Origin of the sequence: Streptococcus sp. oral taxon 064, assembly GCF_001683375.1 — a bacterium.
Lineage (GTDB): Bacteria > Bacillota > Bacilli > Lactobacillales > Streptococcaceae > Streptococcus > Streptococcus oralis_S.
On record NZ_CP016207.1, the window covers coordinates 1932686 to 1945649 of the forward strand.

The following is a 12964-nucleotide window of genomic DNA, read 5'->3' on the forward strand; positions in this document are numbered from 1 at the left end:
TTAAACTGCCTACATACATCTTCACTCACGATAGGCTTTCACCCCCTTTACAATGGTTATAGCAGCAATTCTTCAACCCCAACCTTATTCCTTCTCGCCCAAGATTCGGACTTCTCTTTCAAGAGTGACACCTGAGTGTTCCTTGACTTTTTCAATAACAGATTGGATCAAGTCCTCGTAGTCTTTGGCCGTTCCGTCAGCAACATTGATCATGAAACCTGCGTGTTTTTCAGATACTTCCACACCACCGATACGATAGCCTTTCAAGCCAGCCTCTGAAATCAACTGACCTGCAAAATGCCCAACTGGACGCTTAAAGACTGAACCACAAGACGGGTATTCTAATGGTTGTTTGAGTTCACGTAGGTGCGTCAAGCGGTTCATTTCTTGCTTGATAACCTGATGATTCCCTGGAGATAGGGCAAATTTAGCTGACAAAACAACAGCCCCAGAATCCTGAATAGCTGAATGGCGGTAACCAAAAGCCAAGTCCTTGACTGACAAGGTCTCGATTTCCCCTTCTTTGGTCAAAACTTGACAAGACTGCAAGATATGAGCAATCTCTCCTCCATAGGCACCCGCATTCATAAAGACAGCTCCACCGATGCTTCCAGGAATCCCACAAGCAAACTCGAAACCAGTCAAACTATGACGAAGAGCAATTCGTGTTGTCTCGATCAAATTAGCACCCGCTTCTGCTTCAATAGTGTAACCATCAACCGAAACGTTATTAAGCTTATCGCATAAGATGACAAAACCACGGATTCCACCTTCACGCACGATGATATTGCTGGCATTTCCTAGCACCATCCAGGGAATATTCTCTTGATTGGCAAATTGGACGACACGAGCCATCTCATAGCGATTGCGTGGTAAAACTAGGTAATCCGCTCGACCTCCGACCTTGGTATAGGTATAGGTCTTCAAGGGTTCCTTGAAACGAATATCGATTCCTTCTAGGATTTCAAGCATTTTTTCTTTTACTGACATGTCACTCTTCCTTTTTCAAAATTCATTCCATTATACCATTTTTAGAGACATTTGACGACCATAAAAAGAGCTTGTTTTATCTTTACATAAAAAAAGAGGTCACCCCTCTTTTTATGATTTTTTCCAAAATATAGATTTGGTTAGCCAGATAAAGGCTAGAAGTTCTACGAGAAGAACAAACTCAACTAGAAGCGGATTTGTAATCCATCCCACTTGAGATAATGCTGGAGCCAAGTCAAACAAGGCATGCAAACCATAGGCAGCAAGGAGGTAGATCCATTTCTTTTGACGGACACTTTGATAGACCCAGATGGAAAGACCAATTTGCAGAACCAGAGCAAGCACACGCTCAACTCCTAGTAAATAAACCTGCCATACAGAAAGAGACTGAACCGTTTCGAGCGTAGATTTTGGAAGAAGATTGGCTACATCAGTATTTGAAGACTGGATGAGCGAAAAGAGAATCAAAAGACTGATCAAGCTTCCCATTCCGAGATAGAGCATCTCCAAGCCGCCATGTCCCAAACCATAAGCCAAAGCATCTCGATCTTCTAGCTTTCTCTTTTTCTCCAACCATTTAAAAAAGACAAGGCGAGCTGTTTCCTCAAAGAGGGCTGCCATGGCAATCCCATAAAGGACGTATAAGAAAGGCTGCTCCTGCATAAGCGGAATGGTTCCATCTTTTTGCGGATGGAGTACCAGAAGGTCAACAATCTTCTCTAACACTTGAGAAGAAACAAAAAATGCGATTGCCCCCAAGCCCATCACTGCAAGAGAGATTTTAAACCGTTTTTTGGCATACCAAGTTCCACCTACTAGAATGAGAACTAAAGCGATCATGGTAAGGATAATATGTAGTGTCATCTTTTTCTCCTATTCTGACTTATCAATATCTTTCTTCATCTCGTCAACGTTAAATTTGGCAAATAAATACTGGCGATCTTGGACTGGAAAACGTTGGTCCAACTGATCGACTGCCCCAACCTCAATCATTCCTTCTTTGATAACAAAGTCCATCACATGCCCACCAAAGGTCAAATCATCTGAGATAAAATGCAAATGGTAGCCTGCAACACTCACCCCATGGAAAATCTCCGGTGTCCAAAATCCAACAATAGTTCCCGATACATTTTCACGGCTATATTCAGGTTGGTGTGTCGCGACATCAGCAAACTTGGTATCAGGTGTGGATTTGGGAATCATCCGTACGTGCATTTGTGAAAATTCGCCATGAATCTTGATGGAACGAAAAAGATTTTCCCCATCATAGTAGGACTCAATTCGCTTTTCCAATTCCTTGTCCGTCATCTCAAAGCGCTGACGAAAAATCACTTCTGCCTGATGAGGAACCACTGCTGCATATGGAATAAGAGCATCCGCTGCCACCTCGACGATTTCAGGCGTTTGTCCAGACCCCTTGGCTTGATAAGCCTTACCATCAAGGACAATCAATTCCCCGTCAATCGAATCCAATGTTCCCAAGCCGAGGTCACCATGTTCCAGCAATTCTCCCACTGTCATGGTTCCGCCATAGAGACCTGCCATTAGGGCACCTAGAGTATTGTATTGAAATAATTTAACCGGTTCCTGCACTTTTCTATCCATTCTCTTTCTTATCTTCTTTTCAATGAATCATCATACTTTCTAAGTATACCACATTTGCTCCTAGTTGTGAAAGGAAGAAATGATTTTCCCATTGCCAAGCAGGCAAAAAAAAGGTACAATGTAACAAAATCAACGGAGGTCTGGAATGAAGAAAGAAAGTAAATACCAAGCAGTCGTTTCCTTTCTCAAAAAAGGTATCGAATCAGGAAAATTTCCAACAGGTAGCCGACTTCCCTCTATCCGTCAACTGAGCCAAGACTTCCACTGTAGCAAGGACACTATCCAGCGAGCCCTGCTGGAATTACGCCATGAACAATACCTCTATGCCAAACCCCAAAGTGGCTACTATGTTCTAGAACAAGGACAGCACCAAGACTTGGAAATCGAAGTCACTGACGAACATGCCAGTGCCTATGACGACTTCCGACTCTGTGTCAACGAAACCCTGATAGGTCGAGAAAACTACCTCTTCAACTACTATGATAACCAAGAAGGCCTTGAGGAACTCAGACAATCTGTCCATCAACTCCTCTTTGACCAGGCTCTCTACTGCAAACCCGACCAACTGGTTCTAACATCTGGTACCCAGCAAGCTCTCTTTATCCTTTCTCAGATTAACTTTCCGAGCGAGGGAGCTGAGATTTTGGTCGAACAGCCGACCTATCACCGAATGAACCGCCTCTTGGTCGCTCAGGGATTAACCTACCAGACCATTGAACGCCGTATTGATGGCATTGACCTTGAAGAACTGGAAAAACAGTTCAAATCTGGGAAAATCAAGTTTTTCTATACCATTCCTCGCTTCCACTATCCCCTAGGTCATTCCTACTCTGATCAGGAAAAAAGGGCTATTCTGAATCTAGCAAACCAGTATGGTGTTTACATCGTAGAGGATGACTATCTAGGGGACCTAGATCCTAGAAAGGGCCAAACCTTCCACTATCTGGATACTGAGGAGCGGGTCATTTATATCAAGTCCTTCTCAACAAGCCTCTTTCCAGCCCTTCGTATTACCGCTCTCATCCTCCCAAATGCTCTAAAAGAGGCCTTTGTTTCCTACAAAAATATTCTGGACTATGACAGCAATCTTATCATGCAAAAGGCTCTTTCTCTTTACATCGATAGCCAGTTATTTGAAAAAAATCGATTGGCCAGACTGACCCTTCAAGAGAACTATCAAGCTCAGATTAAGGAAGTACTTGAAAAAAATACCTGTCCCTTGCCCCACTATCCTCTACACGATGGCCTTCTGCTTGATTTGAGACACTATCCTAAGATTGCCAGTTTGAAACACAGCTCACTCAAACTAGACTTTTTTGAGAAGGCTTATTTGGACGCCTGTCCTTATCAGTTCGCCAAAGTCACTCTTGAAAATCTAGAAGAGCTATTAGAATACATAAAAGCAGAGTTAGATTAAAGTCCAACTCTGCTTTTTCTTATTGTTCAACTTCTGTTAGTTTCGCTGCCTTTTCAAGATAAGTTTGATAGGTTCCGTCATCTTTTAGTTTTTGGATAACCTTATCTACTACTGCTTTCAAGTCTGATTGATCCTTCTTGATAGCAACGGCATTGGCTTCGCCATCTTTCATCGTCAAGTTAACAGATGCAACGACAAGGTCTGAGTTTTTACCTGCGTAACTAAGAGCCACTGGTTCATCCATATGAACAGCATCCACTTTTCCAGCCTGCAATTCATTGACTGCTTCCCCCATATTAGTCAAGGATATCAACTGGGCATTTGGCAATTGTTCCTTGACCATGGTTTCTGGAACAGTTCCCTTTTGAGCTGCAATATTGGCACTTGCGAGGCTTGAAAGATCCTTGTATTTGTCTAAATCGGCTTTTCTAACCAAGAAGCTCATTTTGTTTTCATAGTAAGGGATTGAAAAGTCAAAGACTTCCTTTCTCTCATCTGTTGCACTAATTCCTGCAATAGCCAAGTCAGCCTTTCCAGTTTGAAGACTGGTCAAGACATTGTCAAAACTCATGCTAGAGATTTCAAGTTTAACTCCAAGCTCATCTGCAATCGCTTGAGCCATATCAATATCTGCACCAACCACTTGGTTTTTACCATCTACCAAGGATTGGAATTCAAACGGCGCATAGTCTGGGCTGGTCGCAACGACTAGCTTTCCTTTTTGTTTGATAGCGTCCACAGCAGACTGGGAACTATCCGTACCTGACTGGCAAGCTACTAGAACCACACTGGCAAGCATGCTACACACAACTAATATCCATTTCTTAAATTTCATAAATAAACGACCTTTCTGTTAATTCTGAATAATTATAACTCTTTTAAAAATAGTTGTCAACCCTTTTAGAGATTTTGATTGTAAAACAATTCTTTTCATAAAAAAGAAGACTGATTTATTTTAATCAGCCTTATTTCTGTATATTTAAACCGTTTCTTATAGTTCGACAATCTTACCTGTTTCAAAGTAAACAACCCATTCACAGATATTTTTTGCGTAGTCTCCGATACGCTCCAAGAAAGAAATGACTTGGAAGTAATCACGACCTGTAACGATAGCTTCAGGATTTTTCCTAATTTCTTCTGTAGCCAAATCACGGATACTATCAAAGTAATGGTTGATTTTTTCGTCCATAGCCGCTACTTCGTAGGCTTGATCCACAGAACCGTTGAGATAGAGATCTAGAGCTGCTTCAACGAAGTTTTTCACGTCGCGTCCCATCTTTTTAATTTCTTCTTCAACAGAAGGGATACGTTGCTCCCCCTTCATACGAATGGTCGCCTCAGCGATAGACACTGCATGATCTCCCATGCGTTCCACGTCTGACACTGCCTTGAGAACGGTCAAGACGGTACGAAGGTCTTGCGAAACAGGTTGTTGGAGGGCAATCATTTCAAATGATTTTTTTTCCAACTTCACTTCATATTCATTTACTTCTGCATCGTCTTCGATGACTTCTTTTGCCAAATCACGGTCATGCGTAACAAAGGCACGCACTGTACGATTGATCTGCGAGAGCACTTCTTGTCCCATAGCATAGAACTGGTTGTGCAATTTCTCCAAATCTTCTTCAAATTGAGATCGTAACATCATTCAACTCCTTATCCAAATTTTCCTGTAATATAATCTTCTGTTTCCTTGTTTTGTGGGTCTAGGAACATCTTCTTCGTATCGTTAAACTCAATCAAATCCCCATCTAGGAAAAATCCTGTTTTATCAGAGATACGAGAAGCTTGTTGCATTGAACGTGTTACCAAGAGCATGGTGTACTTATCTTTCAGACCATACAAGGTTTCCTCAATCTTACCTGCAGAAATAGGATCCAAAGCTGATGTTGGTTCATCTAAGAGGATAATTTTCGGACTGGTTGCTAAGACACGAGCAACACAAACACGTTGTTGTTGTCCACCAGAGAGACCAATGGCCGAATCATGCAAACGATCCTTTACTTCATCCCAGATAGAAGCACGTTGCAAGGCCTTTTCTACTGCTTCATCAAGAACTTGCTTGTCCCTGACTCCATTGATACGCAGACCATAGACAACATTTTCGTAGATAGACATAGGGAAGGGATTGGGCTGTTGAAAGACCATCCCGATTTCCTTACGCAATTCAACCGTATCGGTACGGGGGCTGTAGATATTGTGACCATTATAGACCACTGATCCAGTTGTTGTCACCTCAGGATTTAGATCGCCCATGCGGTTGATAGCTTTGAGCAGGGTAGACTTTCCTGATCCAGAAGGACCAATCAAGGCTGTTATTTCCTTAGGTTGGAAAGAAAGGGAAACACTATTCAAGGCCTTCTTTTTATTGTAATAAACGGACAGGTCTGACACCTGTAAAATCGCTTCTGACATACCGTTTCCTTTCTAACCAAAGTGTCCTGTTACATAGTCATTGGTTGACTGTAACTTAGCATTTTGGAAAATATTGGATGTTTTATCATACTCAATCAAGTCACCCAAGTAGAAAAATCCAGTGTAGTCACTTGCACGCGCAGCCTGTTGCATACTGTGGGTAACGATGATGATGGTAAAGTCCTTCTTCAATTCCAACATGGTTTCTTCCAGTTGGGCTGTCGCAATCGGATCCAAGGCTGAAGCAGGCTCATCCATCAAGAGAATATCTGGTTTTACAGAAATAGCACGAGCAATGCAGAGACGTTGCTGCTGACCACCTGAAAGCATCAAGGCTGATTTGTGGAGGTCATCTTTGACCTGATCCCATAGGGCAGCCTGTCTTAGAGAGGTTTCTACAATTTCATCAAGGACTTTCTTGTCCTTAACTCCTGCACGTTCATGAGCAAAAGTGATGTTGCGATAAATAGACTTAGCAAATGGATTTGGACGTTGGAAGACCATTCCGATATGCTTCCGCATCTCATAGACATTGATTTCTGGACGGTTGACGTCAATCCCTCGGTAGAGGATTTGACCTGTGACCTTGGCAATATCAATGGTATCATTCATCCGATTGAGACTGCGAAGATAGGTAGATTTCCCTGATCCAGAAGGGCCAATCAAGGCTGTAATTTTATTTTTTTCAAATTGCATATCGATGCCCTTGATGGATTCATTTTTACCATAGTAAACATGTAAATCCTTAGTAGAGAGGGCCACTTTTTCTTCAGGGAAGGTGATGATATGCTTTTCATCCCAGTTATATTTTGACATGGCTTCTCCTTTAGGCAGCGGTTAATTTCTTGTGTAGGTAGCTTCCGAGTTTGCGTGCCCCAAAGTTAAAAATCAAGATAAAGATGAGAAGCACGGCGGCAGAACCAGCAGATACGATGGTAGCATCAGGAATAGTTCCTTCACTGTTGACCTTCCAGATGTGGACAGCCAGGGTTTCTGCTTGACGGAAGATTGAGATAGGGCTGGTAACACTGAGGATATTCCAGTTAGACCAGTCAAGAGCTGGAGCGGATTGTCCTGCCGTATAGATAAGAGCGGCGGCCTCACCAAAGATACGACCAGATGCCAAGACAACACCCGTTACGATACCTGGAAGAGCTTCTGGAATGACGACATGGACCACAGTCTCCCAACGAGAAATTCCAAGGGCAAGACCAGCCTCACGTTGCGTATGGTGAACGTGTTTTAAACTGTCCTCAACATTTCGAGTCATCTGAGGAAGGTTAAAGACTGTCAAAGCCAAGGCACCTGAAATGATTGAAAATCCATACTCAAACTGGACTACAAAGATCAAGTAACCAAAGAGACCCACAACGACTGATGGTAGAGAAGACAAAATCTCAATACAGGTACGAATAAAATTGGTCACAGGTCCTTTTTTGGCATACTCAGCGAGGAAAACACCAGCTCCCATAGATAGGGGAACAGAAATGATCAAGGTAATGACCAAAAGGAAGAAGGAATTGTAGAGCTGAATCCCGATACCCCCACCTGCTTGATAAGAGGAAGATTTCCCTGTCAAGAAGGACCAAGAGATATGCGGTAACCCTCTCACCAAGATATAGAGAATCAAGGATGCCAAGATGGCAACGATGATACCCGCGATGGTATAGAGGACAGCTGTTGCAAGTTTATCTAATTTCTTAGCGTGCATAGTTTTTCTTTCCTCTTTCTTTCGTAATCAATTTAATCACACTGTTAAAGGCTAAACTCATCAAGAGCAAGACTAAGGCCAGTGACCAGAGAACGTTATTATCAACCGTTCCCATGACGGTATTTCCGATCCCCATAGTCAATACAGATGTCAAGGTCGCAGCTGGTGTTGTTAACGAGGTTGGGATAACTGCTGAATTTCCGACCACCATCTGAATAGCAAGGGCTTCACCAAAGGCACGTGCCATCCCAAAGACCACTGCTGTAAAAATACCTGAACGCGCTGCTTTCAAGGTCACACGCCAGATGGTTTGCCAGCGAGTCGCTCCCATAGCCAAACTAGCTTCACGGTAGTGACGAGGCACCGCACGCAAACTGTCTGTTGTCATAAAGGTTACGGTCGGCAAAATCATGACAAATAGAACGAAAATCCCTGACAAGATGCCAAAACCAGTTCCACCAAAGATACTACGAACAAATGGAACCACAACCTGCAACCCGATAAATCCATAAACAACTGATGGAATTCCAACAAGAAGTTCAATGGCTGGTTGCAAAATCTTAGCACCTTTTGGTGATACTTCTGTCATAAAGACTGCAGCACCAATAGCAAAGGGAGTTGCAATCAGGGCTGACAAAATCGTCACAATAAAGGAACCCAAAATCATTGGCAGGGCACCAAATTGTTTGCCTGAAGGATTCCAAATCTGTCCAAAGAGGAAATCAAAGATGTTCACCCCATTGACAAAGAAGGTCGACAAGCCTTTCTGCGCTACAAAAATCAAAATCATGGCCACAATGATAACAATCAAAGAAAGGCAGGTGAAGGTCAAGCCTTTACCGAACTTCTCAAGGCGAGAGTTCTTTGAAGGAGAGAGTAATTTTTTAGATAATTCTTCTTGATTCATTATTGACCTCCTTCTACTGCTGTAACGGTACCTGAAGCATCCTTTTGGACTTTCATTTCATTGATAGAAATATAGCCCATGCCCTTAACAATTCCAGTTTGGGCTTCGTCTGAGAGGATGAATTTTAAAAATTCAGCTGCCAGCTCATTCGGCTGACCTAGGGTATACATGTGCTCATAAGACCACAAAGGCCAGTTGTTGGTTGTTACATTTTCAGTTGTCGGTTCATAGCCATTGAGCTTCATGGTCTTGACCGAGTCATCCACATAGGCAAAAGCAAGATAAGAAATGGCTCCTGGAGTTTGGGAGACAATCGACTTGACCATCCCATTAGAATCTTGTTCTTGGCTCTGCATAGCCGCCTGACCATTCATTACGACATTGTCAAAGGTTGCTCGCGAACCTGAACTTGCTGCTCTGTTTATGATCGAAATAGCTAAGTCTTTGCCACCAACCTCTTTCCAGTTAGTCACTTCACCAGTAAAGATTTTACGAAGTTGCTCAATTGTCAGATTTTCAACAGCCACTTCCTTGTTCACAATCACTGCCAGACCAGCTACTGCAACCTTATGGTCCACAAGCGCTGAAGCGTCAATTCCATCTTTTTCCTCAGCAAAAACGTCAGAGTTTCCAATATCTACCGCTCCTGACTGCACTTGGGAAAGTCCTGTTCCCGAACCTCCTCCTTGAACGTTGACTGTTTTTCCAATATTTCTTGAACCAAATTCGTCTGCTGCCGCTTCGACAAGAGGCTGAAGAGCAGTTGAACCGACGGCTGTCATGGTTTCTCCACGATCAATCCAGCTTGCACATCCCGCTAGAGAACCTGCAATCAAAAGTGTCGCAAGAGATAGGACGAGCTTTTTTCTTTTTTTCACTGTTTTTCTCCTTGAACATAATGATGAATGTTCTGATTTCTTCCGTTTGTCCTGATCATCCAATTATCATCAATGATTGTCCCGCTTTATTTTATCTAGTCATTCTTAGGAGCAGGCAATTCCATCGTATAATATAAGTAATAATGAAAGGCTATCAGAAAAAACTCATACTTCCACTATAACATAGAATAGGCTCTTTGACTAGCTTTTTCACCTGAATCTGAGCCCTTTTGGATAATAATTTTTCAAAACATTTCCCGTTACCTTGGTAAAGCCTAGTCCGTTTCCTTGAACCACAACTTGATACCAACCATTTGGTCGAGCTTCAGACAATTGAACAGTCTCACCAGCCACATATTTTACAAAGTCGTTATCATTGATTTCGACGCTTTGTTTTACTTGGTTTGGTTTCAAGGCTAATCCGAGAGCAAAGCTTGGTTCGAAGCGTTTCTTCTTAAAAGTACCCAGATGGAGGCCATTTCGGGCAATTTTGAGTTTTCCTAGATCAGGTAGCATCTCTGGCAAGAGATAGAGCTGGTCTCCAAAAGTTTGCAAGATACCAGTTAGATTGACCTGTAAATGATTTTGAGCAAATTCTTGCCACAAGGCCAGCTGTTCCTGACTGAGATTGCTTTTGCTAGCCTTGAATTTAGGTGCTGGATTTTGTCCCTTAAACTGCAGGTGGGCAACAAACTGACCTTCTCCCTTGAAATGATGAGGGTACATCCGAGCCGTTTCAGGAAGATCAATTCCTGCTACCATACCGTTCACATGCTCAACCGGAAGCAGTTCAAAATCATAAGTGTCCAGTAACCAGTGGACTATTTCTTCATTTTCCTCAGGTGCCCAAGTACAGGTCGAATAGACCAAACTGCCACCTTCTGCAAGCATGGTCACTGCATCTTCTAAAATTTCTCTTTGAAGACTAGCACATTGACTAGGATAATCGGTACTCCAATAATCCATGGCATCGGGCTGCTTACGAAACATCCCTTCACCCGAGCAAGGTGCATCAAGGACAATCACATCAAAGTAACCTTTAAAAACCTTGGCCAATCGGTCAGCAGATTCATTAGTCACAACAACGTTTGTAGCTCCAAATCGCTCCATATTTTCCACTAAAATTTTAGCACGCTTGCTTGAGATTTCGTTGGAAACAAGGACTCCTTGATTAGCCAGATAAGCTGCTAGTTGAGTGGATTTTCCACCTGGAGCCGCCGCCAAGTCCAAGACCTTCATGCCAGGAATTGGTTGAGCTACCTGGGCCACCATTTGGGCTGCAGGCTCTTGCGAATAAACGAAACCGGTCACATGCTCTGGAGATTTCCCAGAAACCTTACCATAATACCCCCAAGGTGTATGGGGAATAGCATCTGCAAACGATAACTGACTTTCTTTTAAGGGATTGACCCGAAAAGCCGAAACTGCTTCTTGTTTAAAAGAGGCAAGAAAGTCTCTTGCCTCGTCTTCTAGTATCGCTTCATATTTTTCAACAAATCCTTCTGGAAATTGCATTTAGTTCTCTTTCCTTTCGTAGATATAAGACTGAATCTCTTCTTGCATCTCGATTGGCACCATCATGACAGGCTGACGCGTTTTAAAATCAGCAGGCTCACCCGATACCGTAAGAAGGCGATAACCCAGACTTTCCCCTAAGATACTGGCCGCAGCGTAATCCCATGGCTGCAAGTAGGTAATATAAGTCAAAAGACGACCCGATAAAACCTTGGCAAAACTAATGGCCGCACTGCCGTAAACACGGACACCCAACGCTGCTCGACCCAAATCACCCAAGCCCCACTCATTGCTTTCAAACATACCTGAGTTACCAGCAACTAAAAATTCTTGAAGAGGTTTCTTTTTAAAAGGCGGTAAGGGCTCATTATTGCGGCAAGGAGGAAAGGCACCACCACCATGGTAACAATCACCTTTCATGACATCATAGATGATGCCAAACTTGCCCACACCATTCTCAAAATAAGCCAACATAACAGCAAAATCTTCCTGCTGGGCGACAAAGTTATTGGTACCGTCAATGGGATCAATCACCCAAACGGAACCTTGACCGACTGCAGCACGTAAACAACCCTCTTCCGCGCAAATCAAATCCTCAGGATAGGTGGACTTGATCCGTTCAACCAAGAGTTCCTGGACCTCCTTGTCCAAACGCGTCACCAAGTCTGTAGGTGAAGACTTGCGCTCAACCTGCAAATCTTCTTTCATGTGTTCCAAAATATAGTCAGCAGCTTCCTGCACAATCTGTTTGGCAAATTCAAATTTAGTTTCCAAGAGAAATCTTCCCTTCTCTTTTTTCTTTTGCTAATTGAACTGCATGATAGCAGGAATAACCGCTAGCCGTCTCAAATTCGCGACCTAGGCGCTTTTCTTCACTTTTGCTCGGGACAACAGACTTAAATTCCTTATAGGAATCTAGCAGTTTTTTTGCTTCTACCTTATCTTCATAAGCAGCTTCAACATCATTAAAAAAAGAAAGCACTGAAGCAAGTTCTTCAGTGCTCCACGACAAATCTAGTGGGTAACTATACTGTTTGTTCATCTATCCAATACCAGCTCTCAATGTTGCTTCTTTCAATTCTTGTTTACGGTAACTACGAGGGAGAAAAGCACGAATCTCATCTTCATTAAAACCGATCTGCATGCGTTTGGTATCTATAATAATTGGGCGACGCAAAAGACTAGGATATTGCTCAATCAACTGAAGCAACTCTGATACCGAGATACTCTCTACATCAATATCCAATTTTTGAAAAATTTTTGAACGAGTTGAAATGATGTCATCAGTACCATTTTCGGTCAAGGAAAGAATATGTTGTAATTCTTTTCTTGTTAAAGGACTAGTCATAATATTATGCTCTTGAAAGGGCACTTTATGCGTCTCTAACCAAGCCTTTGCCTTACGACATGATGTACAACTCGGTGATAAAAATAGTGTAATCATGCTTTTCTCTTCTTTTATCTATACTTGCTATTTCTATTATACAAAAAAATAAAGCGCTTGACTAGGTATTTTTAGAAAAAAA

15 protein-coding genes are annotated in these 12964 nt (G+C 42.5%); 1 reads left to right on the forward strand and 14 read right to left on the reverse strand.

All coding sequences use genetic code 11. From position 1 onward, the window contains the following. Positions 1-84 precede the first annotated feature (84 nt). The 3 genes from murB to budA form a co-directional block, all read right to left on the reverse strand. Positions 85-990, reverse strand: a complete 906-nt coding sequence (murB, locus tag AXF18_RS09525) for a UDP-N-acetylmuramate dehydrogenase (RefSeq protein ID WP_065371898.1) — start codon at positions 988-990, stop codon at positions 85-87. A gap of 111 nt (positions 991-1101) precedes the next feature. Continuing rightward, complete coding sequence (locus AXF18_RS09530; RefSeq protein ID WP_065371899.1) at positions 1102-1854, reverse strand: YhfC family intramembrane metalloprotease; 753 nt, start codon at positions 1852-1854, stop codon at positions 1102-1104. A gap of 9 nt (positions 1855-1863) precedes the next feature. Beyond that, positions 1864-2595 (reverse strand): acetolactate decarboxylase, encoded by a 732-nt coding sequence (gene budA, locus AXF18_RS09535; RefSeq protein ID WP_000375405.1) that lies wholly within the window; start codon positions 2593-2595, stop codon positions 1864-1866. 145 nt (positions 2596-2740) lie between these two features. On the opposite strand from budA, the gene AXF18_RS09540 reads away from it, so the two are divergent. Next, positions 2741-4012 carry a PLP-dependent aminotransferase family protein gene (locus tag AXF18_RS09540; RefSeq protein WP_065371900.1) on the forward strand — a complete coding sequence of 424 codons (1272 nt, stop codon included), beginning with the start codon at positions 2741-2743 and terminating at the stop codon, positions 4010-4012. Between the two features lie 19 nt (positions 4013-4031). Here the strand turns inward: AXF18_RS09540 and AXF18_RS09545 are convergent, their stop codons facing one another. From AXF18_RS09545 to AXF18_RS09595, 11 genes are all read right to left on the reverse strand, one after another. Further along, positions 4032-4847 carry an ABC transporter substrate-binding protein gene (locus tag AXF18_RS09545; RefSeq protein WP_002874704.1) on the reverse strand — a complete coding sequence of 272 codons (816 nt, stop codon included), beginning with the start codon at positions 4845-4847 and terminating at the stop codon, positions 4032-4034. Between the two features lie 156 nt (positions 4848-5003). After that, positions 5004-5657, reverse strand: coding sequence for a phosphate signaling complex protein PhoU (phoU, locus tag AXF18_RS09550; RefSeq protein WP_000946469.1), 654 nt, complete (start codon positions 5655-5657; stop codon positions 5004-5006). An 11-nt stretch (positions 5658-5668) separates the two neighbouring features. After that, complete coding sequence (gene pstB, locus AXF18_RS09555) at positions 5669-6427, reverse strand: phosphate ABC transporter ATP-binding protein PstB (RefSeq protein ID WP_049479153.1); 759 nt, start codon at positions 6425-6427, stop codon at positions 5669-5671. Positions 6428-6439: 12 nt separating this feature from the next. Further along, positions 6440-7243 carry a phosphate ABC transporter ATP-binding protein PstB gene (gene pstB, locus AXF18_RS09560; RefSeq protein ID WP_000049851.1) on the reverse strand — a complete coding sequence of 268 codons (804 nt, stop codon included), beginning with the start codon at positions 7241-7243 and terminating at the stop codon, positions 6440-6442. A gap of 10 nt (positions 7244-7253) precedes the next feature. After that, on the reverse strand, positions 7254-8138 hold the full coding sequence (pstA, locus tag AXF18_RS09565) for a phosphate ABC transporter permease PstA (RefSeq protein WP_000543050.1): 885 nt from the start codon (positions 8136-8138) through the stop codon (positions 7254-7256). Beyond that, positions 8128-9045: a phosphate ABC transporter permease subunit PstC gene (gene pstC, locus AXF18_RS09570; RefSeq protein WP_065371901.1), complete on the reverse strand. Its 918-nt coding sequence runs from the start codon at positions 9043-9045 to the stop codon at positions 8128-8130. The genes pstA and pstC overlap by 11 nt, the downstream gene beginning before the upstream one ends. After that, entirely contained in the window at positions 9045-9923 is an 879-nt protein-coding gene (locus AXF18_RS09575; protein WP_065371902.1) for a phosphate ABC transporter substrate-binding protein PstS, read from the reverse strand. Before AXF18_RS09575 ends, pstC begins: the two co-directional genes overlap by 1 nt. Positions 9924-10133: 210 nt before the next feature. Beyond that, positions 10134-11438 (reverse strand): RsmF rRNA methyltransferase first C-terminal domain-containing protein, encoded by a 1305-nt coding sequence (locus tag AXF18_RS09580; protein ID WP_065371903.1) that lies wholly within the window; start codon positions 11436-11438, stop codon positions 10134-10136. Beyond that, positions 11439-12212, reverse strand: a complete 774-nt coding sequence (locus AXF18_RS09585; protein WP_065371904.1) for an inositol monophosphatase family protein — start codon at positions 12210-12212, stop codon at positions 11439-11441. Next, on the reverse strand, positions 12202-12480 hold the full coding sequence (locus tag AXF18_RS09590; RefSeq protein ID WP_061866043.1) for a UPF0223 family protein: 279 nt from the start codon (positions 12478-12480) through the stop codon (positions 12202-12204). The genes AXF18_RS09585 and AXF18_RS09590 overlap by 11 nt, the downstream gene beginning before the upstream one ends. After that, positions 12481-12882 (reverse strand): Spx/MgsR family RNA polymerase-binding regulatory protein, encoded by a 402-nt coding sequence (locus AXF18_RS09595; protein ID WP_000631261.1) that lies wholly within the window; start codon positions 12880-12882, stop codon positions 12481-12483. Between the last annotated feature and the right edge of the window lie 82 nt (positions 12883-12964).

What these genes read in the sequence shown, in the direction of transcription:
- pstB (WP_000049851.1), bottom strand. Translation starts at nt 7,243, where the DNA reads ATGTCAAAATATAACTGGGATGAAAAGCATATCATCACCTTCCCTGAA.
- budA (WP_000375405.1), bottom strand. Translation starts at nt 2,595, where the DNA reads ATGGATAGAAAAGTGCAGGAACCGGTTAAATTATTTCAATACAATACT.
- AXF18_RS09595 (WP_000631261.1), bottom strand. Translation starts at nt 12,882, where the DNA reads ATGATTACACTATTTTTATCACCGAGTTGTACATCATGTCGTAAGGCA.
- pstA (WP_000543050.1), bottom strand. Translation starts at nt 8,138, where the DNA reads ATGCACGCTAAGAAATTAGATAAACTTGCAACAGCTGTCCTCTATACC.
- phoU (WP_000946469.1), bottom strand. Translation starts at nt 5,657, where the DNA reads ATGTTACGATCTCAATTTGAAGAAGATTTGGAGAAATTGCACAACCAG.
- pstB (WP_049479153.1), bottom strand. Translation starts at nt 6,427, where the DNA reads ATGTCAGAAGCGATTTTACAGGTGTCAGACCTGTCCGTTTATTACAAT.
- pstC (WP_065371901.1), bottom strand. Translation starts at nt 9,045, where the DNA reads ATGAATCAAGAAGAATTATCTAAAAAATTACTCTCTCCTTCAAAGAAC.
- AXF18_RS09545 (WP_002874704.1), bottom strand. Translation starts at nt 4,847, where the DNA reads ATGAAATTTAAGAAATGGATATTAGTTGTGTGTAGCATGCTTGCCAGT.
- AXF18_RS09580 (WP_065371903.1), bottom strand. Translation starts at nt 11,438, where the DNA reads ATGCAATTTCCAGAAGGATTTGTTGAAAAATATGAAGCGATACTAGAA.
- AXF18_RS09590 (WP_061866043.1), bottom strand. Translation starts at nt 12,480, where the DNA reads ATGAACAAACAGTATAGTTACCCACTAGATTTGTCGTGGAGCACTGAA.
- AXF18_RS09540 (WP_065371900.1), top strand. Translation starts at nt 2,741, where the DNA reads ATGAAGAAAGAAAGTAAATACCAAGCAGTCGTTTCCTTTCTCAAAAAA.
- AXF18_RS09530 (WP_065371899.1), bottom strand. Translation starts at nt 1,854, where the DNA reads ATGACACTACATATTATCCTTACCATGATCGCTTTAGTTCTCATTCTA.
- murB (WP_065371898.1), bottom strand. Translation starts at nt 990, where the DNA reads ATGTCAGTAAAAGAAAAAATGCTTGAAATCCTAGAAGGAATCGATATT.